This is a genomic window from Allobaculum stercoricanis DSM 13633 (assembly GCF_000384195.1).
Classification (GTDB): Bacteria; Bacillota_I; Bacilli_A; order Erysipelotrichales; family Erysipelotrichaceae; genus Allobaculum; species Allobaculum stercoricanis.
In genome coordinates, this window is record NZ_KB913034.1 from 1,736,849 (window position 1) to 1,763,473 (window position 26,625).

Annotated in this window: 22 protein-coding genes; 5 read left to right on the forward strand and 17 right to left on the reverse strand. The window is 38.9% G+C overall.

Annotated features, from left to right (window positions below; genetic code table 11):
* Positions 1-28: 28 nt before the first annotated feature.
* On the reverse strand, positions 29-1,063 hold the full coding sequence (locus ALLST_RS0108095; protein WP_019893657.1) for an LD-carboxypeptidase: 1,035 nt from the start codon (positions 1,061-1,063) through the stop codon (positions 29-31).
* Between the two features lie 183 nt (positions 1,064-1,246).
* On the opposite strand from ALLST_RS0108095, the gene ALLST_RS0108100 reads away from it, so the two are divergent.
* Positions 1,247-1,732 carry a peptidylprolyl isomerase gene (locus ALLST_RS0108100; RefSeq protein WP_019893659.1) on the forward strand — a complete coding sequence of 162 codons (486 nt, stop codon included), beginning with the start codon at positions 1,247-1,249 and terminating at the stop codon, positions 1,730-1,732.
* Positions 1,733-1,787: 55 nt separating this feature from the next.
* Here the strand turns inward: ALLST_RS0108100 and ALLST_RS0108105 are convergent, their stop codons facing one another.
* From ALLST_RS0108105 to ALLST_RS0108115, 3 genes are all read right to left on the reverse strand, one after another.
* On the reverse strand, positions 1,788-4,130 hold the full coding sequence (locus ALLST_RS0108105; RefSeq protein ID WP_019893660.1) for an HAD-IC family P-type ATPase: 2,343 nt from the start codon (positions 4,128-4,130) through the stop codon (positions 1,788-1,790).
* Between the two features lie 123 nt (positions 4,131-4,253).
* The gene (ispD, locus tag ALLST_RS0108110; RefSeq protein WP_019893661.1) at positions 4,254-4,919 is read right to left on the reverse strand and encodes a 2-C-methyl-D-erythritol 4-phosphate cytidylyltransferase; all 666 of its coding nucleotides are present in this window, start codon (positions 4,917-4,919) and stop codon (positions 4,254-4,256) included.
* A gap of 148 nt (positions 4,920-5,067) precedes the next feature.
* Positions 5,068-5,613: an ECF transporter S component gene (locus tag ALLST_RS0108115; RefSeq protein WP_019893662.1), complete on the reverse strand. Its 546-nt coding sequence runs from the start codon at positions 5,611-5,613 to the stop codon at positions 5,068-5,070.
* A 119-nt stretch (positions 5,614-5,732) separates the two neighbouring features.
* Between ALLST_RS0108115 and pdxR the strand changes: the two genes are divergently transcribed.
* Positions 5,733-6,845 (forward strand): MocR-like pyridoxine biosynthesis transcription factor PdxR, encoded by a 1,113-nt coding sequence (gene pdxR, locus ALLST_RS10540; RefSeq protein ID WP_019893663.1) that lies wholly within the window; start codon positions 5,733-5,735, stop codon positions 6,843-6,845.
* 217 nt (positions 6,846-7,062) lie between these two features.
* Here pdxR and ALLST_RS11725 read toward each other — a convergent pair whose 3' ends face one another.
* From ALLST_RS11725 to ALLST_RS0108150, 6 genes are all read right to left on the reverse strand, one after another.
* Positions 7,063-7,827: an IS66 family transposase gene (locus ALLST_RS11725; protein WP_245553768.1), complete on the reverse strand. Its 765-nt coding sequence runs from the start codon at positions 7,825-7,827 to the stop codon at positions 7,063-7,065.
* Positions 7,712-8,845 (reverse strand): IS66 family transposase, encoded by a 1,134-nt coding sequence (locus ALLST_RS11730; protein WP_026472853.1) that lies wholly within the window; start codon positions 8,843-8,845, stop codon positions 7,712-7,714. The genes ALLST_RS11725 and ALLST_RS11730 overlap by 116 nt, the downstream gene beginning before the upstream one ends.
* Before the next feature lie 132 nt (positions 8,846-8,977).
* Complete coding sequence (tnpB, locus tag ALLST_RS10545) at positions 8,978-9,358, reverse strand: IS66 family insertion sequence element accessory protein TnpB (protein ID WP_019893665.1); 381 nt, start codon at positions 9,356-9,358, stop codon at positions 8,978-8,980.
* 206 nt (positions 9,359-9,564) lie between these two features.
* Entirely contained in the window at positions 9,565-10,827 is a 1,263-nt protein-coding gene (gene uraA, locus ALLST_RS0108140; protein WP_019893667.1) for a uracil permease, read from the reverse strand.
* 227 nt (positions 10,828-11,054) lie between these two features.
* Entirely contained in the window at positions 11,055-13,748 is a 2,694-nt protein-coding gene (locus ALLST_RS0108145; RefSeq protein ID WP_019893668.1) for a DUF7657 domain-containing protein, read from the reverse strand.
* A gap of 2 nt (positions 13,749-13,750) precedes the next feature.
* Positions 13,751-14,716: a glycosyltransferase family 2 protein gene (locus ALLST_RS0108150; RefSeq protein WP_026472854.1), complete on the reverse strand. Its 966-nt coding sequence runs from the start codon at positions 14,714-14,716 to the stop codon at positions 13,751-13,753.
* Between the two features lie 321 nt (positions 14,717-15,037).
* Between ALLST_RS0108150 and ALLST_RS0108155 the strand changes: the two genes are divergently transcribed.
* Positions 15,038-16,666, forward strand: coding sequence for an ArnT family glycosyltransferase (locus ALLST_RS0108155; RefSeq protein ID WP_019893670.1), 1,629 nt, complete (start codon positions 15,038-15,040; stop codon positions 16,664-16,666).
* A gap of 57 nt (positions 16,667-16,723) precedes the next feature.
* On the opposite strand, the gene ALLST_RS10550 is transcribed toward ALLST_RS0108155, so the two are convergent.
* Both ALLST_RS10550 and dinB read right to left on the reverse strand, forming a co-directional pair.
* Positions 16,724-17,014 (reverse strand): hypothetical protein, encoded by a 291-nt coding sequence (locus tag ALLST_RS10550; protein ID WP_019893671.1) that lies wholly within the window; start codon positions 17,012-17,014, stop codon positions 16,724-16,726.
* Positions 17,011-18,345: a DNA polymerase IV gene (gene dinB, locus ALLST_RS0108165; protein ID WP_019893672.1), complete on the reverse strand. Its 1,335-nt coding sequence runs from the start codon at positions 18,343-18,345 to the stop codon at positions 17,011-17,013. The genes ALLST_RS10550 and dinB overlap by 4 nt, the downstream gene beginning before the upstream one ends.
* 262 nt (positions 18,346-18,607) lie before the next feature.
* Between dinB and ALLST_RS0108170 the strand changes: the two genes are divergently transcribed.
* Entirely contained in the window at positions 18,608-19,222 is a 615-nt protein-coding gene (locus ALLST_RS0108170; RefSeq protein WP_033399754.1) for a LexA family protein, read from the forward strand.
* Positions 19,223-19,827: 605 nt separating this feature from the next.
* Positions 19,828-22,002: an anaerobic ribonucleoside-triphosphate reductase gene (gene nrdD, locus ALLST_RS0108175; RefSeq protein WP_019893675.1), complete on the forward strand. Its 2,175-nt coding sequence runs from the start codon at positions 19,828-19,830 to the stop codon at positions 22,000-22,002.
* A 178-nt stretch (positions 22,003-22,180) separates the two neighbouring features.
* On the opposite strand, the gene ALLST_RS0108180 is transcribed toward nrdD, so the two are convergent.
* The 5 genes from ALLST_RS0108180 to ALLST_RS11835 form a co-directional block, all read right to left on the reverse strand.
* Positions 22,181-23,224 carry a DUF308 domain-containing protein gene (locus ALLST_RS0108180; RefSeq protein WP_019893676.1) on the reverse strand — a complete coding sequence of 348 codons (1,044 nt, stop codon included), beginning with the start codon at positions 23,222-23,224 and terminating at the stop codon, positions 22,181-22,183.
* Between the two features lie 239 nt (positions 23,225-23,463).
* Positions 23,464-24,435 carry a zinc-ribbon domain-containing protein gene (locus tag ALLST_RS0108185; RefSeq protein ID WP_019893677.1) on the reverse strand — a complete coding sequence of 324 codons (972 nt, stop codon included), beginning with the start codon at positions 24,433-24,435 and terminating at the stop codon, positions 23,464-23,466.
* Positions 24,436-24,549: 114 nt separating this feature from the next.
* Positions 24,550-25,020 (reverse strand): GNAT family N-acetyltransferase, encoded by a 471-nt coding sequence (locus ALLST_RS0108190; protein ID WP_019893678.1) that lies wholly within the window; start codon positions 25,018-25,020, stop codon positions 24,550-24,552.
* A 38-nt stretch (positions 25,021-25,058) separates the two neighbouring features.
* Positions 25,059-26,372: a trypsin-like peptidase domain-containing protein gene (locus tag ALLST_RS11145; protein ID WP_019893679.1), complete on the reverse strand. Its 1,314-nt coding sequence runs from the start codon at positions 26,370-26,372 to the stop codon at positions 25,059-25,061.
* A 33-nt stretch (positions 26,373-26,405) separates the two neighbouring features.
* Positions 26,406-26,549 carry a transposase gene (locus ALLST_RS11835; protein ID WP_211215134.1) on the reverse strand — a complete coding sequence of 48 codons (144 nt, stop codon included), beginning with the start codon at positions 26,547-26,549 and terminating at the stop codon, positions 26,406-26,408.
* Positions 26,550-26,625 lie beyond the last annotated feature (76 nt).

A 26,625-nucleotide genomic window follows, 5' to 3' on the forward strand; every position in this document is an offset into this window, starting at 1 on the left:
CTAAGTTGATCGCATGAATCGGTCAGTTCTATTCGTTTTCTTTTCTTTGATTCGCCCGTTTTTTCAAAAATGCCATACGTCGCGATTGACTATCTGGTGCCGGGATAATGGTACTTGTTGGTTTTTGCGTTGCCCCTAAAACCGGGGAGCTTGGTTTGACTGTTGGTTTAGCTTGTGGATTCAGCCTTGCCTGTTCTACTTTTTTAGGGGTTGGTGTTTGGACAACCAAGTCGGGATCTGTTTGTTTATAAAATGGCTTGGCGACTGAAATCCAAATTCCTTCACTATCTTGAATATGGCCAATTTGTGGTGCTTCAAAAAACAATAAACGGCCCGGGCAAAGCTCTTCAAATAATTGTTTCATCTTGGTCAGCATCGTTTGCCGATCATATCCAAATTCTTTTTCAATCTGATTAAAGCGTCCAAAAATGACCCCACCAATCGAATCGAGCGCCCCCATTTGATACAGTTGATGGACCATGGAGTTCATGGCATACCAACTTGTGCTTGCCGATTCCAAAAACAAAAAGCTATTCGTTAAATCTGGCATGTAAATCGTTCCCGCCAATTTTAAAAAGCAACGGATGTTCCCACCATAAACACGGGCATGGCGACTAAATTGTGGTCCATTAGCTACTGGTAAAATTTTGGGAATGCATTGGTCTTGGCGAACGATTTGTACAATATGATCGAGTTCGACTTGATTCCAAATGGGGAACAATAACGCTTTTTTATTTGATCGCGTAACAAGCGCATTGACGATGCATGTTCCATCCGAAAATGCCGCATAATAAGTCGGCGCTTGTTGGTAAACGTCGTAATCGATATAAGGTAAAACAAGATTGGCGAGATTTCCCCCTGACACATCAAAAATCCAACTATAACGACAACTGCGCAAAGCATGATTAAAGTCTTGCGCTTTTTCTTTTGGCGTAACGACTTTTGAAATCAATGGTGAAATTTCTAATTCGATCTCGTAGTTTTTAAGAATAGGAATCCATTGTTCAAAACGATGTCCTTGTTTTACTGGATCACTCAATGCACATAAATAAATTCGTTTCATTTGATCGACTCCCTTCTTGTTCGATTTTGTCTTCTATATTTTAGCTGATTTCTTTCACTTCTGCCTTTCTTGTTCGTTTACGATTTCCAATTGTGTTTTCCTGTTCAAATCTTCTTTATTTGAGTGGACAATTGGGTAGAATAGAATGCAAGTAGATTTTGATCTCACTCAATAGGAGGAAATATGAGTAAAACTTTCATCCTCACCATGGACAATGGTGATGTAATTCAAGGCGAACTGTATCCAGAAAAAGCGCCTAAAACAGTAGAAAACTTTGAAAAACTTGCCAATGAAGGATTCTATGACGGATTAATTTTCCACCGTGTCATCAAAGGATTCATGATTCAAGGCGGCGACCCAAAAGGAACTGGCATGGGTGGTCCAGGTTATACAATTCATGGCGAATTCATCAATAATGGATTTAAACAAAACGACCTTAAACACACACGTGGTGTATTATCCATGGCTCGTGCAATGAATCCAAACTCTGCTGGAAGCCAATTCTTTATCATGCATCAAGATTCTCCATGGTTAGATGGTGATTATGCTGCATTTGGAAAAGTTACTTCCGGAATTGAAGTTGTTGATGACATTGCCAATGTGCAAACCAACCGTTCTGATCGACCTTTACAAGAACAAAAAATTAAATCCATTCGCGTAGAAGGATAATCTTTCTCTATAAACCAAACAAGCTTGCCCTCTTCTTACTGGGCAAGCTTATTTTTTATTTACTCCACGCAAATCGAGAAAGAATCTCTTTCCAAGGTAAATAGACTAACCATCTCATTAATATTGCATCGCCTACGCCAAGCCCAAGAACTAAAAGTAGCGCCAACCAAGAAAATGGCTTCAGCATAAAGATAGTAGGCATAAAGAGAATCGCAATCGTTGCACAAGCAACACTCAAGATGATAATTGCCATTCGCGTCGTCGTAAGAGGCGAACAAATCATATAGAGCACACATACCCCATTGACGATTGCAAGCAGTGTACTGAGTGTTTTAAACTCATTTAATCCTAGACCAAAAACACCCAGATTCATCAAGACATACAACACACAAATCATACTACTTAAGGCAACCGCTCCCGGTACTGCTCGTGAGAGTACATTGATCATAAAATGATCTTTAATTCGCCTTGTATCTTGTTCAAATGTTAAGAAGAACGCAGGCATACCAATACAAATCGAGGAGACAAGAGTCAATTGGATCGGCACAAATGGATATTCTCGCATCCAAATGACGGTAAGAACCGTCAAAAGGAAGGAGAATAACGTCTTCACTAAAAAGAGTGAAGCCGTTCTTTGAATATTATTAATGACACAACGACCATGAGCGACGATACTTGGCATCACTTTAAATTGGTCTTCTAATAAAACCATAGAAGCAACACTCATTGCCGCTTGCGCTCCTGATCCCATCGCAATAGAACAATCCGCTTGCTTCAATGCCATCACATCATTCACGCCATCGCCCGTCATGCCCACTGTATGACCTGCTTGTTGTAAAGCTTCTACCATCATGCGCTTTTGAATCGGACTGACCCGACCAAAGATGGAATATTCTTGAACGACTTGGCCAATTTCATCTTCCTTCACACACGACATATCAATCGCTTTTTTCTGAATTCCGGCCCGTTTGGCAATTGCGCCAACCGTTGTCGGATCATCTCCAGAAATAATTTTTAAATCCACATCTTCTGCTTTGAAGTAATCCAAAATCTTTTTCGCATTGGGGCGAATTTCATCTTCGATTAAAATCAGCCCGCAAAGTTCATAATCCCCTTGATTCAAAGTCGTCGTCACTTTGCCTTTCGCGATGGCTAAAACACGATTTCCGTTTTGAGCATATTCTTCAATTTGTTTAACGATTATAGGATCTGTATGTTCAAACAAAAAGGTATAAGCCCCGATATAATACGTTTCTTCTGAAAATACTGCTCCCGAACATTTTTTGGCAGAAGAAAACGGAAATACTTGGCTCGCTTTTTGTGACACGTCAAGATCTGCTACATAACGACTGAGGGCTTGCGCAGTTAAATTTTCATCTTCAACGGCATGCGTGACATTGGCAATGATTTGTTTCAAATCCGCTTTTGAATAGTGATTGGATGTCGTCACTAAATCTTTGACTTTCATATTGCCACTGGTGATTGTTCCTGTTTTATCTAAACAAAGCGTGTCGACACGTGCTAAGTTCTCGATGCAATACAACTCGTGAATCAACACTTTTTTTCTCGCCATTCTTACTGCTGCAGTTAAAAGTGCCGTCGAAGTTAAAATGATCAATCCTTCTGGAATCATGCCGATCATCGAAGCTGTTGTATTTAAAATCGCATGATTCAGCGATATTTTGGAGAAGAAAAACAATTTGATAAAAAGCGCCGCTCCGACTGGAAAAATCATCCATGAACAAAACTTGATCAAAGAATCAAGGGAGTCTCTAAGTTTACTTGGATAAGCTTTTTCTCGTTTTGCTTCTTTTAAAATCGAAGCCATATATTGTTGATCGCCTACAAGAACAGCTTGCATGATGCATTTTCCACTCACCACAAAACATCCTCCATATAAAGAGTCCTGTTCTTGGCGATCTAAAGCATCTGCTTCTCCGGTCAATAAACTTTCATTTACTTGGCATTGGCCAAATCGCACAATGCCATCACAAGGAATTTGCACACCACTAGCAAGATAGACTAAATCGCCTTCGACAATTTCATCCATGTTTACGACATCTTGCTTGCCTTGGCGCAAGACGGTGTACGTTTGGGCATTCAACAAGGCAAGCTTGTTGAGAATTTTACGGGAGTGAATTTTTTGATACAAACTCAGCGTTGTATTCACAACGACTATTCCCATAAACAATAAGTTTCGATAGCTTCCGGTATAGATGACTAACGCTGCTAAGATGTAGTTAATCATATTAAAAAAGGAAAAGATTTCTTCAAACACTAATTGTTTGATTGATTTTTGGGGATTCGTTTCAATAATATTCGCCTTTGCCCGTTGGACTTCTTCTTGGCTTAATCCCATTTCTATATTTGTTAATCGTTCACATTCAATTGGTTTCATATTGATTTCTCGCCTAACTGGCATGATTGTATCGATTGTTTTTTACATTTTTCGAATCAAACTCTGAATTATATTTTAAACTTTTTATGCAATCGAAAATTAAAAATGACAAATTTGTCACAATTATGCTTTCGATTGGTTCTCTAATTGCTGCAAATCCAAAGGCGAAGTCACTTTAAAATTAGCAAGTTCCCCTTCTACACAATAACTTTGGACATGCATCACCAATTCCACTGCCATCGCATCATCAGTTACCGCAATATGATCTTGTTTTACGATTTGAAGGGCCTGCATAATCAAATTAGTTTGAAAAGCTTGTGGGGTTTGAACCGCTCTGAGTTTTGAGCGAATTAAAGATTTAGAAAAATAGCCATTTTCATCGATTTCTTTAATCGTATCGACAACTTCTACGCCTGGAACAACGGCCCGATGATCTTGCAAGGCTGTTTTAATCCGTTCAATCAAATTGGCGCTCACAAATGGCCGGGCGCCATCATGGATCAAAACATAAGGTTGACTCGTTTGTTGCAAGCCATTGAATACAGAATCTTGGCGTTCATTTCCCCCTATCACAAACTTTGTTTTCGACCGCATGAATTGTTGTTTCATCTCTTCAATTTCGTGTTCGGCCACAACAACGATGATTTCTTTGCATTCATCATCTGCTTCAAATACGTCTAAGGAATAATCTAAAATCGGTCGTCCTTGATAAGGATAGAGCACTTTATTAAAATTCAATCCCGTTCTCTTGCCACTTCCGGCAGCTAAAACAATTGCACAATAGTTCATGATGTCCTCTTTCTCATTCTTTTTTATTCAAACTTTTTAATTAAAATTTTTGATGATTATTTTCTATTTTGGATGAGATAAAAGAAGATGTAAACCTTCGCCAACAAAAAGAAAAGGAGCAAGTATTGCTCCCCTTGTTCTTTATTCTTTACCGACGACGATTTACTCTTTTCTCAAAAATTTGTTTCAAATGACATCCATACGTCAACATCAAGCCACAACTTGCCCCAATCGTTCCTTGCAAAACTTCAAATGGGAAACTCAGGATCGCATATTCCACTGTCGAATACACATAGATTTTCCCGATCGTATATCCCGTCACTAAAATGACTACCCCCAAAACAAGGCCAACAATTGCCCCAATGATCGGTTTATTTTTAAACGTGTTATGCGCAAACCAACTGATCGTAAATGCTTGTAATCCATGAACGACAAGAGAAATGTACATTGGTGCTGGATAATATAAGGCATCACCAATAAATGTGCCAATTCCACCGACTAACATCGCGCCGATTGGATCTAATAACATCGCAGCGGTCGTGATTGCAATATCACATAAATATAATTCTCCCCCTGGGACAGGGATCCCAAAACTAGCGAGCGCAATTGTGAGTGCCATAAAGAAAGCGCAAGTTGTAATCCAGGCAACTGAACCGCGCGTTGGATAAGCAGTTTGTTTTAAAGCTGTTTTCATTCGATAACTCCTTACGATCAAGTTGATCGTGATTTTTCATTTTAAATGAACTTGTTTTCCAGTATACTCATTTCTGATCTGATCAAAAGAATCAGAAAAAGAAAAATAGAGCAGACCAGATGATTAGTTACGTCTTAGAAAAACCATTAGCACTCTCTTTGTATCGTCATATTCGTCATGATATTGAATCCGGATTATTTGTGGCCCACGACAAACTGCCTTCAAAACGACAATATGCCCTTGATTTGCATCTCTCACTATCCACGGTTGAACAAGCCTTAAGCTTATTGGAACAAGAAGGCTACATTGTCGCAAAAGAGCGCAAAGGATTTTTTGTTTTAGATGGAAATATTCGCCCGCAAAAACAAAATCCATTCCAACTTCATCCCTTAGAACCGGACCTTGCCACGCCCGATCACGACTTTCCCGCCTCTCTTTGGTTTAAAACGATGCGCATGGTGATGTCCCGCGATCAAGAATATTTGTTGCAAACATCTCATGGCGCTGGCAGTCATCGCTTGCGCAATGTGATCGCCAACTACTTAGTTCATCATCGTTCCATGAACGTTCAACCTGAACAAATCGTCATTGCCTCTGGAAGCCAAGAATTATATTTCTTACTTTGTCGTATGTTCAAAGAAGATTTTCATGTCGCTTTAGAATCTCCTTGTTATCCCATCATTGAACAAGTGTATCAAGCATCGAATGCGACGATTGAAAAACTCGAACTCGATCAAGATGGAATTCAATTGGAGCAACTTGCCAACTCCCAAAGTCAGTTTTTACATGTCTCCCCCTTTTCGAGCTTCCCTGGTTTGATTAAAGCTTCACCAACAAGAAGAAAAGCGTATTTATCGTGGATCAAAAATAAAGCGGGGTATTTGATTGAAGATGACTTTAACTCTGAATTTTTTCAAAGTGGGCCGATGTTACAAACGCTTTATGCCTTAGACCATCATCAAAAAGTGATTTATCTCAATACATTCTCAAAATCACTTTCTTCTTCCTTGCGATTGAGTTATATGGTCTTACCGCCTTCCTTAATTGATCTCTACCAAAAAACCGCCGGACATCTTGCCTGCACCGTTACGATGCTTGAACAATATACTCTTGCGGAATTTATTGAAAATGGTAGTTTTGAACGCTTAATTGTGCGCCGCCGACGTCATCAAGTGCAGCTTCACAAAAGCAATCAATACAACAAAAGTTATCCCGAACAGAAATCGAAATAATGACATAACATTACGCCGATTTTGATTCTCATCAAAGTTGCTAACCAATCAATATCAAATAGAATAACCATCACAATGATGTTTTCCATGTGACCTTTTGCAAGGCAATCCCTAGCCATAAAATTGCGAACTCTCAAGGTAAGCGTCAAATGAATGACGTGTGTTATTAGAATAAAAGGCGCTGTATTCTGTTTGTAGCTAAACAGAATACAGCGCCTTAATTATTTGACTGAAGATATAAGTTTTCAGGAAGATTTTTAGAGTATGGAACTAACTCTTCCACTACTTTCTGTGGAATTTGCTCTTCTTTGTAATACTTCAATGTATTCAAAACGTGTTCTAGGTACATGAATGGGTTTAATCCATTCATTTTAGCTGATTCTAGCAGTGTCATATACCCAGCAGCCGATTCTGCTCCGCTGACACTATTCGAGAACAAGAAATTCTTTCTTGCGATCACGAAACTCTTTATTTTTCTTTCAGCTAAATTATTATCGATCGGATAAATGCCATTTTCTATGTATCTCGCTAATTCTTCTTTACGCTCCAAGAAGTATGTTGCAGCTTTATGAGCTTTCGTTTTCTCTTCGAATCCTTCTGCTACAATTTCAACTTCTTGCACTAACTTTTCAAAACGAGGATTGCTTAGCTTTTTTCTGGCCTGTGTTCTCTGTTCAGTTGAACAATCAGAAAAGTCATTCTCGATTTGATACAGTTCTGCGATTTGTTTTAAAATGGCAACTAAACGATTTAAAGACTCATGTTCTTGAAGGAAGGCTTGAGCTTTTTCCGGAATATCATCGGAATTTTTATACGCATTCAAAATCTTTTTCAATTGGGCATAATCATCCCTACAGTTAACGGCATCATAAAAGTACCGTCTTGCATGTGCCAAACAAGATAGTTTTGTGCATCCTGGATAGGATCTGTAGCCTTGCAGTCCATCTGTCATGAGTGCGCCGGTAAAATCTGTCCCAAGCATACTTATGATAAATTCTTTTTTTCCGACTTTCATTGAACTGGTAAAGAACCATTTGTTGTTGTGCATATTCTCCACTAACTCCACAGATCATATAGGAAGTCGATCGGTCTTTTAAGGCAAGACACTGTAGCGGTGTTTCATCCATATGGATGACATTTTGCTTCACTAGATCCTGATTGATCTGTTCGCAGATGGGGATTAGATATTGTTCATAGCACGTCTGTAAAATATTACTCATTGTCTGTCTAGACAGATCTACTCCCAAAGCAGAGGCGTCCTTTTCAAGGCGGTATAACGGTGTGCCCATCATGAATTTTTCATAAGCGAGTCCGGCAACAAGAGAAGTTGTGGCAATGCTCTTGTCAATGAGATCTGGTTCTTTCGGTTGAGCTTTGATGATCATCGATTTTCCGTTTTCATCTGTACATCCTGCCGGACAAACCTTTTTTTCCAGTTTGATTTTTCTGATTAGGTATTGAGCTGGTTGGTATTCAATAACGGTTTTTTCCGAATAATCTAAATGGGACATCTTTCTGCCACAGAATGGGCAGAGAGTGTTTTCATCGAGTTGAATAACATCGATGATATCGGGTTCGTGGTTTCTGCAGTCTTTTCTTGGTTTGTTTTTCTTAACGGCATCTAGCTTTTTCAGATCGTTTAATTGGTTGTCCAACTTTTTTCGATGATTTTGGACTTTAGCTAAAACTTCGCGATACTGTTCTTCAGTAATCTCACAGGCTTCACGTTTTTCGTTCAAGAATTCGATTGTGTCTTTTTCCAAATCAGTTGGTTCTAAGGTATCTAAGTCAAAGAGTCTGAGTTGAATGTTTTCAGTTTTTGCGGCAAAAAGAGCGTTTTGGAGATAATTATTGAGCTCTTTTCTGCCTTGAGATTCGCAGACTGTATCAATAAGTAAATTCACGACATCGTTTTTGTCCATGTCTTTTGTTTGTTCACGAATCTGAGTCGCTATGTTAGTTCGGATTTTTTGTTTAATTTCAGGATCTATTCTTACCATAACTGTATTATATCTTATTTATGCATAATATGAAACTTAATAAGATATTATATTAAATTTAAGTATGTTAAATATGTGTTTTTTCATATGTATATAGTTCTTGTCAAAAACCCAGCAGAGTGGCCTGCTGGGTTAAATGTATTTTGGTTTTTTAGGTAAAAATTGAGGGTCTGGCACAATTGTCATTCCGGATAGTAGAGCTTGTAACTGTGATGAGCTGATTGTTTGATATTGATTTATTTCAGTAAAAGGCCATTTTAAATGAGATCTAGCTAGACGTTTATAGACCAACCAGTAACCATTGCCATCATGGAGGATTCCTTTCATTTTATCTTTGGTTCGGTTAGTAAAAAGATACAAAGAACCATCCGTTGGATCTAGGTGATAAATTCCCTGAATGATAGAAGCATAACCATCAATCCCTTTACGAAGATCGGCTGGTTTATTCACTAGAATAATGTTTTTGACTTTGGAGAAATCTATTCCAAGATCTAAATAGCCGAAATCATTCATAATAAAAAGCCCCCTGAGATAACTGATCGAATTATCTCAAAAGGCTATTCATCTTAATACCCGTCATTCATTTGACGCTTACCTCTCAAGATGGTCAAAGACAAATAAAAAACTTCCCCAAAATTGAACGTTATCCATTCGTTTCAAAATTGGGGAAGTTTTTATTGGTTCAACATTTATGATTTCAAATTGTTGATCCAAACAGTTTATTCTGCTTTTGAGCTTTCGTTTAATAAATGACATTTGTCAAAAATGTAAATCATCAATGACATTAAAATTCCAGTCAATGCCGCAAGAACCATTCCAGAAAGAGTAATATCACCCAGTTTAATTGTGATTCCAGAAAGTCCAATGACGAAAATGACAGAAGTCAAAATTAAGTTCACTGTATTGGCATAGTCAACTTTACGGTCTACTAAAATTCGTAAACCAGAAACACCGATCATTCCATATAATAAGAAAGAAATTCCGCCAATAACAGCTGATGGAATGGATTGAATCAATGCACAAAGTGGGCCGATAAATGCGCAACAAATGGATAAAACTGCTGCTCCACCAATTACCCATACTGAATACACGCCTGTCAAAGCCATAACACCAATGTTTTCACCATATGTTGTTGTTGGAACAGAACCCACAAAACCAGAAATCATCGTTGAAAAGTTATCCGCAAAAATTGTGCGATGCAAACCTGGTTCTTTAATTAAATCACGACCGACAATTTCACTGGTCACGATTTGGTGTCCTACATGTTCAGAGGTAATCACCAAGAGCACTGGCAACATCGTCATAATCGCACTGACAGAAAATTTCGGGAATTGGAAATTTGGAATTTGGATCAATGGTGCTTGTAGAATCGCTGTAAAATCGACAACGCCTAACACTGCAGCTGTTACATATCCTGTGATCACCGCAATCAAAATTGGAATAATCGCAAAAAACTTACGGAAGCATAAGTTCCCAATAATGGCCGTTCCTAATGTCACAACGAAGATGATGACATTATTCATATCCACTGTTTCTGCTAATAATCCTGCTGTATTGGCAGCGGATCCCGATAATTCTAAACCAATCAAAGCGACGACTGGTCCCATTGCCGCTGGTGGTAAAACGACATCAATCCAATCTGTCCCAAACTTTTTGATCACTAATGCTAAAATGCAGCCTAAAAAACCAACCGCAACGAAACCACCTAATGCGTAAGGGAATCCCCATTTCGCAATAACGATTCCAGCCGGACCTAAAAACGCAAACGAGCTTCCTAAGTAAGCTGGCGCTTTTCCTTTTGTGATCGCAATAAATAACAATGTACCGACACCGTTCATAAATAAAACAATTGCCGGATTGATTCCTAAAACAAATGGAACTAATACAGTCGCCCCAAACATCGCAAATAAATGTTGGAGGGAAAGTGGGAACAATAAACTGCCCGGTACTTTCTCATCGACTTGTATGATCTTTTTTGCCATACTTTTTCTCCTTTTTTCTTCTCCATTTCAATGCCTCTTTGTTTATCAGCATTAAAATTTCCTTATCTTTTATAGCATATCCCACCAAACAATTAAAACGTGTCCATCAATTTCATTGGATAAGCTCATTCATTTTTCTTTTTTACCTTGTTGAAAGCAGAAAAAGAAAACCAATCTGCTTCTTTGAGTCTTGCTCAAATTTCAGATTGGTTTGATTGATCAAAATTTTACTTCCACTCTAATTCAAGAATGACTTGTCCTTCTTGATCTTGATACAAAATATCATATGGAAGTTCAACAGCATCTAATGCCGGTAAATAATCTTCATCTGCCATCAAATAGCGAACATCCCATTTTTCAAGATCATATGGATCAATATGAACAGTAACTAAATCTGGACGGTTCAGTACTACTTCAGTTTCTTGATTTGGTGTTGGCGTCATTTGAATATGGGCATAGCGGTTAATCGTATCCGAATCAATTAAATCAGGATCTAACATTTCCCATTTTTCAAAATCTGGATAGAAGTTAACGCCATTGATGACTTTCGCGCCATTCGCCGTTAATAAGCCAGCACGAATATTACTTCCCATATAAGCCCACCAAGCATCAGGGTTTTCTTCTACCAATTGGCGAGTTTTCTTCGCAATTGGATAATCCGTTACACTCGCACTACCAATCATGATTGGGTTCACTAAGCAGCCCGAACAAGCAGTCCATAAAATCATTCCAGCCAGACCTAATTGTCTAAAACGTGTCATGGTCAAATAGAAAGCAACCGTAATTCCAATCATAAAGCCATAAACGACAAGAGAGCCTTGCGGGATAAAATCGTTGAAGTGTGGAATATCCATAAACTTCACAGTCACAAATGCACCACAAGCATATACGGCAAAGACAAGGAAGATGATTGTTTTTTTGAATCGCATTTCTGTCTGGAACGCAACTTGAATCATCCAAATTGTAAAGATCGTTGCCGTCACACCAAATACTGTATTCATTCGGTTGCAATAAGATAACAACATGAGTTTGGATAACCACTCTGGGAATTGGACAAACATGAAAGTCACTTCAATGATCATCGCAATCATCAATACATCCCCAACCCACGCTTGGCGATCTTTTTTCTTGAATAACGCAAAGCGCAAGAATGGATAAAACATCATGCAAGCTATGCCAAAATGAGTATAGCTAGAGATCTCACTATTGTTTAACAACGCCGGATCTAAGAAAGATTGCATAATGCTGACTGGATTGACAAATAAACGCCAGAATTGACCATCCCCACCGACTGAAACTCGAGAACCAGGGTAAGCCGTATTCATCAATATTTGAATATCATCACGCATACCCCAAAGTGTTGGTCCCAAAACAATACCGACCCCTGCGATCACAACGATCACATTGAACAGATCTGTCTTTTTAAATTGCAGTTGATCGCGATCGCGAATCAAGCAAGCAATCATTAAGAAGAAAGCCAACACGCCTAGTGGCACTTGTAAAGATGGGAATATTGCCAGCACAAAGCCTGTTAAAGAACAAATGGCTAAGATCGTCATCAGCCATTTCTTCCAGCCACAAGCCATAAAGAACCAATAGCCCACCACAAATAATGTACAAGCCCAGAAAATAACATCATAGAAATGTGGAGAATACCACCATTGCGTTGCGGGCGCAAAAGTTAACACAAATGCCCCAAACACAGCCAAATAGCGGTTCTTGACTAAAATGTTAAACATTTCAATGGCTACCATGAACATTAAAATCGTCTTGGCACAGAAATACCAACTGATTCCATATTCATTTCCCAGCAATAAATATCCTAAAACAAACGGTTTCCCGATCATTGTGATATCGCGTACTGGAGCGTTATAGCCAAGAATCATATTTTGTCCACTCACCGACATTTGATGAGAGATTTCTTGGAAGTCGTTATAAAATTGCGACCAATAATATGGAAGTTGAACAACATATTCATCTGTTCGAATTAAACGTGGACGACCAAAGAAAATTGAATTTTCCACACTTGGGTCAGCTTGGAAATTATACATATAAGCTGCCGCATTAGATGTGTGTACTTTCGCAAGGACTAATAAAGCAAAAACAATCAGGGCAATGAGCCATCGCCATTTATATAAAAAGTCAAATCCTTTATTCAGTGCATCGCTATACCAGATTCTTAATAAGTTCACGACAAGAGCAACTGCACTCATTGGAATAATTAATGCCGAATTCGGAAAGAACGTGCCCACGGAAATCGTTGCGACTAGAATCAAAATTTCTTCTAGCAAAATCATCGCTAGATCCCAGCCTTTTTTCCGTTGCTTCTTATCCTCCATTTCATCAATGGATTGACGTAACCATAAACGTTCTTGTTCGCTGAGTGGTGATGTTGGTTGAACAACCGGATCTACTTTTTTGTTTTGGTTTTTCGCAATTGTTTTTTCTTGTTCCTCTTGTAAAACTCCGGCATCTTGATTATCTGTTTCATCAAGTTGAGCCGGTTCTGATTTTGTTGAAGAGGATGGTTCTTGATCAACTGGAGTTGTTTTTGGTGTTTCGATTTCAATCTCTTCTAAATCTTGAAGTTCATCGACCGATAATTCTTCAGATTCAGCCTCGTCTTCTTGAATCCCTTCGCCATCCTTTTCTAAGGGTAGATCTTGAACTTCTTGCTTTTCTCTTGGTTGCTCACTTGTGGATTGTGGTTCCGGTTCTGCCGTTTTGGCTACCACTCGAAATACCACAGCATCTTCGCTGACCACTTGTGTTTCTTCTTGATCATCTTGTGCACTGTCTTTGGTTAAAACAGGTTCACTCATTCTTTCATCCGCTGTATTTTCAGCTTCTGTTTGATCATTCGTTTCTAATTCTTCTTGCTCAATTTCGGATTTTGCGTTTTTTCTTTTCCAGAATTTCATGCTTAATCCTCTTTGATCTGATTTTCTTGTTGACGTTGACTTTCCCGAATCAAACGCATTGTCGTCAAGCTTCGTTCAAATTCATTTTTCTGATTTTTACGTAAGCTTGTCAAAATAATTCCGGTAAAGAAGCAAAGAATCGTGATAATGCCTAGCATACTCACCATAATCAATGTTGGAACTTTTTCGACTAAACCAGTATGTAAAAAATCAATATAGATCGGTACGAAGAATGCAGTTGTGATCAATAAAAGGATAACGGAGATCCAAGTAAAGAACGCAAATGGTTTTGTATCACGCAATAAAGTCCCAATTGTTTTGAGTACTTTCATTCCATCGCTAATCGTATTCAATTTCGATACGCTGCCTTCTGGGCGATCGCGATAGCCAATTGGAACTTCTGCAAGTTTCATATTTTTGTCTAAAGCAAAAATTGTCATTTCTGTTTCAATTTCAAATCCTTTAGAGCAAACTGGGAACGATTTAACAAAGTCCCAAGAGAACGCACGTAAACCAGTCATGATGTCTTTGACTTTTGCGTCATAGAACGTATTGATCAAAGCGCGTACTAAACGGTTTCCTGTGTTATGGAATGGACGTTTATTTTCCGTAAAGTAAGTCGAAGACAAACGGTCCCCAATCGCCATATCCACACCATTGTTCAGTACTTCATTAGCGAGTTTTATTGCATCTTCTGCTGGATAAGTATCATCTCCATCAACCATAATATAGCAGTCAGCTTCAATGTCTCTGAACATGGAGCGTACAACATTTCCCTTTCCCTGCTTTCTTTCATAGCGAACAATTGCACCCGCTTTGCGCGCAATTTCGTCTGTATGGTCTGTTGAGTTGTTATCGTAAACATAGATCTCCGCACCTGGAAATGCTTCGCGATAATCGCGAATAACTTTTTCGATCGTAGCGGATTCGTTATAACATGGAATCAAAATTACAGTTTTCTTATTCATAGCCTTTATTAAAGCAAAAATGCGCTCTTTTTCAAGGCAAGGCAATTCTCTTCATGCTCGAATCTTTGCAAGTATGCCATTATTCTCAGTAATGCAAATGCATACATAACTCTTACAAACTTTCAAATGTTACAAAAACTACCCGAAAATCAAAAACTACTCCTCTTTTGTGAATTACGTTTGACGATATGTTATTTTTAGAATTGACGGCCTTTTTGGCCTATGCCTATTTATGGCAACTCTCTATTCTGCAATACTAGATGAATTAAAAACATTCTTCCTCTATATTTGCACGTTTTAATGATTGAAAGGGATTTATACATGAATTTTTCGTTAAGTCACTCATGGCTCAAAATCAAGTCATGGTTCACTTCAGGTGATAAATCTGTTTATACTGCTCAACCCAAAACGCGTTATTCCAAAAAAGTTTGGATCTGTTTTACATTATTTCTAATTGCCCTATTCGGCCTTTATGTCACCTGGATGATCACAGTCCCCATGGCAAAAGCGCCCGACGAAAGTGTACGAATTATTTTATCTGACTACGTTTTCCAAAACGGACATTTACCAAACGCCTGGGACAAATCCGTGCGAATCGACATTTGGGGATTCTCCTACGCTCTACGACCGATGCTTGCCAATATTCTTGGTGCCTTCAATATGTGGATCGTTTCATTTTTTACCCAAGATCCTCACGCCTTATTTTATGCCGCTCGTATTGTTTCTTGTTTTTCTGGAGTAGCGATGGTGTACTTCATGTTCCGGACATGCGAATGGCTATACTGGAAACCGGCATGGGCTTTTTTATGCGCATTCTTTTGTGGTTTAATGCCACAGATCTCTTTTTTATCCAGTTATAGCAATAACGACTTGTTCTGTATGGCTGGAGTCAGTGCCGTTTTATATTGTTGGATTCGCGGAATGCGTCAACAATGGAGTTGGCCGATGTGCATTAAATTCGCCTTTGCGATGGGGATTACGATTCTGTCTTACTACAACAGCTATCCTTATATATTAATGAGTATTCCGATTTTCTTTTTAAGCGCCTTCCATCGTCATATGAGTCCAGAAGACAAGAAAATGATGCTCAAAAAAGCCGGAGTGATCTTTGTCATTACGTTCTTGCTTGCCGGTTGGTGGTTTATTCGCAATGGCATTTTATATGATGGGGATTTACTTGGCACCAAAACTCGCCTCGTCATGGGGGAACAATTCGGTGATCTTGGCTATACCCCTTCGACTGTTTATAAAGCGAATCGCGAAGGCATTGGCTTTTTTGAAATGTGGAACTTCAAACACGGCTTTACATTCACTTGGGCTCAGATGACATTCATGTCTTCTGTTTGTTTATTAGGGGTCATGGACTTTTTGTTCTCTAAGCAAGTCTATCTCTACTCAGCAATCGTCATGTTGGTTGGTTTAGGCGCTTTTGCTTTACAAACTCTTGCTTGGACCACCCGAATGATTGTCGACAAAAAGAAAAAATATCCAAAAAATCCGACAAATACACAAAACTTATTCTTTTTTGTGGTGGCTTTCCTTTGCGCTGTCATGGTCATCGGTTTATCGATGTATTATTCATGGAGTGATGACTTCCAACCACAAGGCCGTTACATCATGCCGGCTTTTTCAACGATCGTATTAATGGTCGTTGCCGGTTTAAGATTTTTGGTTATCTCACTTAGCGTCATTTTCCAAAGACATCATACAAAAGCTTATTCCATCATGAGCTGGGTTGTTGTCTTCCCTCTTTGTGCTTTGATGGTGGGATTCCAATATCATGCCTATCAACGCGTCAGTCCAACTTATTTAAATGACTACCCGCGTATGACTACAAAATATTTAAAATTTAAAGAACAATTCTATCCTGGTTCTACCCAAGGCTTACTTGAGCAACAACAACAGCAAGAAGCACAAAAAGCGGCTTCCTCTGCTCGACCTGCAAAATAATCTACTTTTAAAAAGTCGCTTGCTGATTGATTTCGACAAGCGACTTTTGTTTTCTATCTACATTCCTTTATCCGATGGTTCAGCTCTTGCTTCTTGAGCACCTGGAATATAGATTTCTGATTCAACGAACCAACGGTTTCTTTCCCAAAACAAATTGCGTTGTTGACCATTATTCATGCGACACGTATAACAAATTCCACAACCGCCCGCTTTAGAATATGTCTCTCGTACAGTTAATACTTTTTCGATGCGATAACGATGTTTTCCCCAACAAACAAATAACGGTTTGAATGATCCATCTTGAAAAATCAAAGTCACCACATCGACGTAATACTTAAACAACTTCATTTACGAATCGATCCTTCTAAAACCCCTACAGGATGAACTTGATGCAACAATCCATCCGGATCAAAATCGGTTAGTTGCACATCCACGCGCGATGCTGCCATACGGCAAGAGTCATAGCCATAACGATTTCGAATTTTATATAAAACTTCTTCTAGGGCGCGTTCCTTTTCTCTGGTTTGGGGCTGACTAAAAAGATCGAGCTGATCAAAGTTTTGCGTTGCCGATAACATGGAAACATGAATGCCAACAGAACGTAAAGGTACATCCCCTACCCATAACTTGGCGGCCAAATCCATCGCCGCACTTAAAATATCGCTTGCTAAATCGGTATATTGGTCAAACTTTTTTTGTTTGCCACAACTTTTTAAATCACTCCCTCGCAAATGGATGTGAATTGTACGACCTTTGACGTGGGCTTTGCGTAAATCGGCAGCAACACATTCACTCAACACGCGAAATACTTCGCGTAATTGCGCCATACTTTCAATGTCTTTGACCACTGTTTTGGAATGAGAAATCGATTTTGCTGGGCGCGTATAGCCTACTTCATGCACTTCACTATCATCTAAACCATTGGCATACATCCATAGCAAATGGCCCATGACGCCAAAACGTTTTTCAAGTTCATGCACCGAACGGTGCGCTAAATCACCAATCGTAAAAATGCCCATTTCATTCAAATTCTTTTTCATGCGCGTACCGACCATCAATAAATCTTCTGCTGGCAAAGGCCAAACGATGTTCTCGACATCTTCTTCTTGAATCAGCGCAAATCCTTTATGTTTAAATAAATCACTTCCAAGTTTGGCAAATACTTTATTAAACGAAACGCCCATACTAACGGTCATGCCATAAGTGTCATATACTTCGTCTTGTATTTTTTTAGCTAGCTCCACGCCATCGCCAAATAATTTTTGCGATGGCGTTAAATCAATCCACGCCTCATCTAAGCCAAATGATTCCACCCGATCAGTATATTTACGATAAATATCTTTAATTTTTTCAGTGTAATACATATACGCATCATAATCGGGATGGACGATCGTAAGATTCGGGCATTTGCGATACGCATCACGTAGCGACTCTCCTGTTTTAATATTCGCAGCTTTGGCTAAATCGTTTTTAGCCAAAATAATGCCATGCCTTTTTTCTTCACTTCCTCCGACTGCCATTGGTACATTGCGCAATTCTGGATGGCGCATTTCTTCAATTTGTGCGTAACAATGGTTGATGTCACTGTGTACAATTACCCGTTTCATGTCTTCAGTATAGTCATGATTTTTCTGATCCACAATATAAATACGCACTTTTTGTGCACTTTTATAGATCATCCTCTATTTATATGCGCATATTGAGCAAACTTCATCTCTCATCCATGAACAAAATGCGCATGAAGTCGTTTTAGTTTGTTCATAGAAACCAAACATTTCGTCAGTAAAAGTTGATATTCGTGCCATTTTATTGCTGATTTTGCTTAATGTGTTCATTGCTTGCGCAAGATAAAAGCATTATTCTCTTTTAAAATTCGCACTTTTTGTGCACAAAGTATTCTTGTCATCTTTTATTTAGTTGCGCACATGCTATAATTCAATTATGAAAGTAAATATTCCAGACGCTCTCAACCAATTTAAAGAAGACAACAATTTGACAAATGACTATATTGCCAAATACTGTGGCGTAACGCGTTCTACAGTTTCTCGATGGTGCTGTGGCAAAATTCGCAAAATTGCCCCAGACACGCTGCGTCTTTTAGCAGAAATGCTCAATATCGATTTCGATGATTTAACTCGCGTGCGTGGGTTACAGTTACGTCGTCCAATTTTAGGAACCGTCAAAGCGGGATATGGCTTACTGGCTGACGAAAATATCGAAGGTTATGTCGATGTCACCGAAGATGATTATCACCGTGGGGATTACTTTTTAAGAGTTACCGGTGATTCCATGAAAGATGCTCATATTCACGAAAACGACTTACTATATGTCAAACAGTGCCAAGATCTTCCTTCTGGATCAATCGGCGTATTCTTGATCGGTCAAGAAGAAGTCACAGTCAAAAGACTGATTAAAAAAGAAGGATATTGGGTTCTCATGGCCGCTAATGCCAACGTTGATCCTCGTATCTTCACTTTGCGTGAGCTTGAAGAAACACCAGTTCAAATTCTTGGGCGAGCAATCTTCTCTCGTTCTGACCTTGTGACTCACTTCTAAAGTCACATTTCGCATTACTGCTTTGGTCAAATTATTTTCTTCCGAGCGCAATTCTAACTCAAATGAAAGCCAACCCATTTTTCCGGTTGGTTTTCTTTTTTCCTTTTTGTAACTATTTGCATTTTTGCCCGATATGGATTTTAGAGCCCTTTTGAAATGAAATTTGCTCCTTTTTCATCTTTTCTATACGATTCATTCATCGCTAAATTTGCCTTACTTTGTCATCAAACTTTATTAAAAAGCAAATAATTCCGATGATATTTACCTAAAAGTTTGTAAATTCTCTTGTCCGTTTGTTTCAAAAAAATGATTTGGACTTTTGTGGGATTTCGATTGTTTCGCTTTTCCTTGCTAGACTTCCTGTATATACTTAGATCTGTACCCAATTTTTAACAAGGGACTTCGTTGAAGTGAATTCTTTGTTCAGTGATTTCGATCATTGAATCCACAATTTTTATTCACTTCAATTCAAATCATATAGTGAATCTCTTACAGAACAATCCTGGATCTAATCAGATTTTCACAACTCATTCTAATTTGATTGGTCTTTTCCAATCCAAATATCGTTTAACGATATTTTAACGATATATAAAGGAGAAACGCTGATGAAAGTCATCAAACGAAGTGGCGAAGAAGCGATTTTCAACGTTGCAAAAATCGAAAACGCGATTCGCAAAGCAAATAAAGCTACAACACATAATCAACTCACAGAAGAATCTATCCTTTCTGTAGCTGATCAAGTTGCTCGCCAATGCGAAAACATGAAACGTTCTGCTGGAGTTGAAGAAATCCAAGATATGGTTGAAGCGGCATTAATGAGTGCAGGCTACTACGCAGTCGCTAAAAACTACATCACATACCGCTACGAACGCGCTCTTGTTCGTAAAACAAATTCAACTGACCAACAGATCATGTCTTTGTTAGAGCGCAACAATGAAGAAGTTAAACAAGAAAACTCAAATAAAAACCCATTAGTCAACTCCGTACAACGTGACTACATGGCTGGTGAAGTGTCCAAAGACATCACTCGTCGTTTCTTGCTTCCAGCTGACATTATGGCTGCACACGACAATGGTTTAATTCACTTCCACGACTCTGACTACTTTGCTCAGCATATGCACAACTGCTGCTTAGTTAACTTGGAAGATATGCTTCAAAATGGCACAGTCATTTCTGAAACAATGATCGAAAAACCACATAGCTTCTCAACTGCATGTAACATTGCAACTCAAATCATTGCGCAAGTTGCAAGTTCCCAATACGGTGGACAATCTATTACCCTTTCTCATTTAGCTCCATTCGTACAAATCTCTCGTGAAAAAGCACGTCGCGATGTTTTAGAAGAGCTATCTGCAATGAACTTGCCAACTGATGAAAAAACAGTAAATGAAATCGCAGAAATGCGTGTTCAAAAAGAAATCGAAAAAGGTGTTCAAACGATCCAATACCAAGTCATCACTTTAATGACAACAAATGGTCAAGCACCTTTCATCACTGTCTTCATGTACCTCAACGAAGTGGATGATCCACAAACAAAAGCTGACCTTGCTTCTATTATCGAAGCCGTATTAAAACAAAGAATTTTGGGCGTTAAAAACGAAAAAGGTCACTTCATTACTCCAGCATTCCCTAAACTGATCTACGTGCTGGAAGAAGATAACATCCACCCAGATAGCAAGTACTACTACTTAACACAACTTGCTGCGAAGTGCACATCTAAACGTATGGTTCCTGACTACATTTCCGAAAAGAAAATGTTAGAACTCAAAGTCGACAAAAACGGAGAAGGTCATTGCTATCCAGCAATGGGTTGCCGTTCCTTCTTAACTCCATATGTTGATGAAAACGGAAAACCAAAATACTACGGCCGTTTCAACCAAGGTGTTGTAACTATCAACTTAGTCGACATCGCTTGTTCTTCTAAAAAAGACGAAAAAGAATTCTGGCGTATCTTCGACGAACGTTTAGACCTTTGCTATCGCGCATTACGTTTACGTCATGAACGTCTGCTCAACACACCAAGTGATGTTGCACCAATCCTTTGGCAAAATGGCGCATTAGCTCGTTTAGAAAAAGGAGAAACAATCGACAAATTACTGTTCGGCGGTTACTCCACAATTTCTCTTGGCTATGCCGGTTTATGCGAATGTGTTTACTACATGACTGGTGTTTCCCACACTGATCCAAAAGGATTCGAATTCGCAAAACGTGTTATGGATTACCTCAACGCGGCTTGTGCAAAATGGAAAGCTCAAAACAACATTGACTTCTCCTTATATGGCACACCAATGGAATCCACAACTTACAAATTCTCCAAAAAACTGCAAGACCGTTTTGGTGTCATCCCACACGTAACAGATAAGAACTACATCACTAACTCTTATCACGTGCATGTTACTGAACCAATCGATGCTTTCAATAAATTAACATTCGAAGCGCAGTTCCAAAAACTTTCCCCAGGTGGAGCAATTTCCTATGTTGAAGTTCCAAATATGGAAAACAACTTACCAGCAGTCATGGCTTTAATTCAACATATCTATGATCACATCATGTATGCAGAATTGAACACAAAATCTGACTACTGCCAAGTTTGTGGATACGAAGGCGAAATTGAAATCGTTGAAGATGAAAACCACAAACTCGTTTGGAAATGTCCAAACTGCGGAAACACAGACCAAGATAAGATGAACGTTGCTCGTCGTACTTGCGGATACATTGGTACTCAATTCTGGAACCAAGGCCGTACTCAAGAAATTAAAGAACGCGTTACTCACCTTTAATCTTTCCCATCAGACTTCAGTAGAACTTCTACTGGAGTCTTTTTTATTTTACAAATCGAATTGCCTCTCTGTTTTACATTCCAACCCGTTCCATTTTTGCAACAAAAAACTCCAATGAAACGATCATTATCGTTCAACTGGAGTTTAGTGCATATTCATTTTGAATAAATTGGCTTCTTTAGCGATAGTACTTTAAAGAATCTTGTAAATCTTCAAGAGAGTTCGTTAACTCGTTGACATCTTCTTCCATCAAATTATGTTGATGCGTTACTAATGCATCGATTAACTCATTTGTTTTTTGATTAATTAAATTTGAGCGATCCAAGAACTTTTGCATCACTTCTGGATTACTTCCCGTCTTGGCATATTCCCTTGCTGCATGTAAGTTTTGCGAGGACATTTCAATCGCTTCATCAACGCCCGCTTGGTATTTCGCAATCGTAATTTTACTGTTTCCAAACATCGTTTCTAACATCCCCCCTAAAGAGCGGTTAATGTCTTGTAGCTTCAAATCATTAGCTTCAATTTGGCGGATGACCTCAATTTTTAACTGTTGCGCAATTTCATCTGGAGAAGGCTGAGGCTTTTTATAGGCCGTTTGTTTTTGTGTGGGATTAGAGGTTGTCGATTTGGCATTTTTCATGCCCTGACCCACTTCTTGGGCCACATTAGCAACTGTTGCCCTAATCGTTCTGGTCGCCTCTTTCACTTCATCACTTTGCAAAAAGCGTTGTGTCGTTTCGCCCATTTTACGAAGCACATCTTCTGCAGATTGCTTTGACGTTTGTTGTGGACCTTGCTTGGCATAGCGCTGTTGTCCATGAGGAATCGATGGCATAGGGGCAACTCTTCCTTCTGCCATTGCCCAATAAATTGAACTCCAATTGAATAAATAAAAAGAAATTGGAAACAAAATCAGGATCGAAAATCCTAAAATCAGACAAAGAATCGCTTCCAATCCACAAAATACGCGAGGAAGCACAACTGGATGGTTTTGATATTTTGGCTCATTCCAAAATCTATAGGGCGCATTTCGCTTTCTATTTTTGCCTAAATAAATTTCCTTAGGCTTGCTTGATCCATAGATTGCCAATACATAACAAAGCACCGGAATGAGTGTCATAATAAAAAACAAAGGCAATCCTATTCCAAAGATGCCAAATACAATAAATAAAACAATGGGAACGAGCATATCACGGCGTAAATCTTCGTTCACGTTCATCCCTCCTTAAGCATTTATTTTAATCGCAAATATTTTGATTGTTTCTATTTTACACGAATCAAAATCGAGAGTCGATTTTACAAAAAGACCTTTTCTCTTTACTTGTATCAAAAGATCTTAACCTTCATTTTAGGCACGAAAAATCCCTACATAAAGTAGATTGTTCTTACGTTTTAGTCACCGTTCTTTTTGACCCATTAAAAAAAGCCTAGGGAGGCTCAATTCCCTAGACCTTTTGTTTATTCAATGCTGGATAGATACGTTTGTTGGTTGTCTTGAATACAAACCCAACCTTCATCATGAGCTAGTAATCCCCAAATCGCTCCATTTCCATCCGTTTTCGTCGAAACGATTTCCACTTGTTCTTGGGCATCTAACGAGCTAATCGACTCGGCATCCAAAGAAGGTTGTTGGCGAACTTTCATGACATAATGGGTGACATATAAATTAGACGCACTGGTTTGTGGTCCTTCTTCGGAAAGAATATCTTCAATAAATTGACCGGACTCTTCATCGTCCACCCATTGTGTATCTTCGATCTCTTCAAATGAATGGGTTTCTGTTTGCGTACTTTTCCAATCATCCGTATAGGAATCATCGAAGTAGCGTTTAATAGAAGACGTACTTGTTGGCGAATCCCAACGATTGTTACGATCGCGTGAACCTTGAGTTGCTACAATTAAAGCTAAAACAAGAACGAGGCAAGATAATAAACAAATCACACCCGTCAACAACATTTTCTGTTTATCATTTTTAGGGGATTCGGGCTGCATTGCTTCTTGCGCTTCTCGCTTTGCTTTTTGTTGACGTTCGAGCTGTTCTTGACGACGTCTTCTTTCTTCTTCTAGATCGACTGAAGAAATATCCGGCTGTAAGCGACTGGAAAGAGGCGTATATTCGACTTGTTCCGTTGGTTGGTCTGCATGCAACAAGCGATCTAAAATGCTCTTAGATTCTTGTTCTTTCTCTTTATTTTCAAAGGCATGATCTTCATTCCGATTTGATTCGTCTTGCACAGATTCTGGTGTTGGTTGGGGATTTGGCGTACTTGTTTCTTCTTGATTTGCTTGCGCCGCTTTCCCATCTGTTTTTGCCTTTCTTTTTCTCAACCCAAACCAGTTTGGCTTTTCATCTGTCAGCTTTTTTCCACAAGCAAGGCAGTGTTTTGCTTCATCCGGGTTTTCAAGATGGCAATAAGGACATATTTTCATTGGTTGTTCTCCATAATTTTTGTATTTTCATTTGGTCGATTCAATTGGAATCATACATTTTTTATGCGCAATTGTCTTGATTATCCCAAATCTAAGCAAGTTCAAGCCCTATGATTAGAGGATGATTTCCATTCCAATTTTTTGTTCTTTTAAATTTAATGCGCGATAAAACTGTAAGGCATTAATGTTGTCTGCCCAAACATTTAAAGTTACATTATAACAGCCAATTGAGCGAGCGTATTCAACAACATAGTCATACAACTGCCGTCCAATCCGCTGATGACGGGCATTTTCGTCAACGCATAAGTCATCAATATATAACGTTTTAATATCCGTCAAAATATTGTCGTTGAGATGTTGTTGTAAAATACAAAACGCATAACCCATCACAACACCTTCGTCATTGACATAAACAAAGATTGGCCGCTTTGGATCTTGAAGAATGTCTATTAATTCTTCATCCGTATATTTTCTTGCGCCTGATTTAAATAAATCTGGGCGTGCTTGATGATGAACATTAAGCACTTGACCAAGTAGCTCATGAATTCTTGTAAGATCACAATGCTTTGCTAAACGAATCTGCATAATTTGTTCTCTTCTTTCTGATTTTATTTTTCAATTCCTTAAAGCGCATAAAAGGCAATGCCTTCTTCTTTCCAACCCAGTTGAATCAAATCATTTCTTTCTTGAAGATCGGTTGTAAAATGATGCGCTCCCGAAATTGCATGAGGATTATACAAGCGATAGACCGCTTGAACTTGGGGCGTTGTCTTTTGTGGAGCAATCCAAGTTTCACCTTCTTGAATCCAACCATATTTAGACAGTTCACTATATTCATGTTGATCAACAGTATAATGGTGATCCCCTGTATTGGGATTATATAAGCGCCAAACGATTTCTCCATTTTGCCCGGCGCTTTCCATCCACGCCATTCCTTCATCTTTCCATCCGACTTGCGTGATATGTTCTAGTTCTGCATAGCTTCTCGTATATAAATGTTCACCACTATTCGGATTATACGCCCGATAAATCGGCTGATTCATAGAACGGGCATTTTGCGTAAGCCAATGGAGTTGTTGCGATAAAAAAGGTACACCGCCTGTTTGGATCAATTCCATCGTAGAAGAATCTCTTAAACCAAAATTAAAGACACCCACCGCTTTATTGTTGGCTAAAATCGGGGATCCTGATTGTCCGGGCACTCCATATACAGACAAAATCAATAACGATGGATTCATCATCTCAATTCGACCTGTTGATTTAGCCAGTGCGCGCCCATCAACAGGGGAGGTTGAAGAGAACAAATCACTTGTATAACCCACCATCTCAACATTTTGTTTAGGCTTTGCTGGCGAGGCTAATTTTAATGGCGTCGCATAGCGAGAAAGATCGATCTCTGTTTCGATAATTCCTAAATCTTCTTCATAATGATCATTGGCTTCAAAACCTTTGCTGATCACAATATCCATCGCACTATTCGCACTTGAAATCGTGGTCCCATCGGCAAATGTAATATCGATGCGTTTAACATAGCCACCTTGATTTTCGTGGTCATATAAACAATGGGCACTCGTTAATAACGTATGGTTAGACACAATAAAGGCGTTGCCATAGTAGGCAAAGGCGGAACTAGAATCGGAATAAACAAGTTCTAAAGAAACACAAGAATGGTATGGTGCAAGTGTTGGTGTAGTGATGATTTCCCGTTGATCCACAAATTCGAAATCTGCTTCATCTGTATATATGGCAGGCGGATTCAAAATATTCTCATCCAATTCGTCTTGTTGCGCTAAAGTCTTGCGAATCCCTTGTTCCTCGCCAAAGGAGGTCGGCTGCTCTTTTGCTTGAATGGGCATTGGAAGGACAAAATCCATACTACAAACTAGCGCTAGGACAATGGTCCATGAATATAATTTAAATCGTCGTATTGCAAACATATGATGAACACTCCTTTTCTTGTATTGCTCTATTCATAAAATTTTTAGGTTGCATAATCCCACTTCCTTTAGGAGGGGAAGGGAACAACCGATCTCTTGTGATTTGATATATCTTTGAATGGTCGCGTATGATACTTCTTCTATACTACAAGCAAAATATCCACCCGACCAAAATATATGTTTTTTCTAATATCTCTTGGAAAGAAAATTATTATATTTCTGCCACAAATTCTTCCATGATCGATAATCGAAA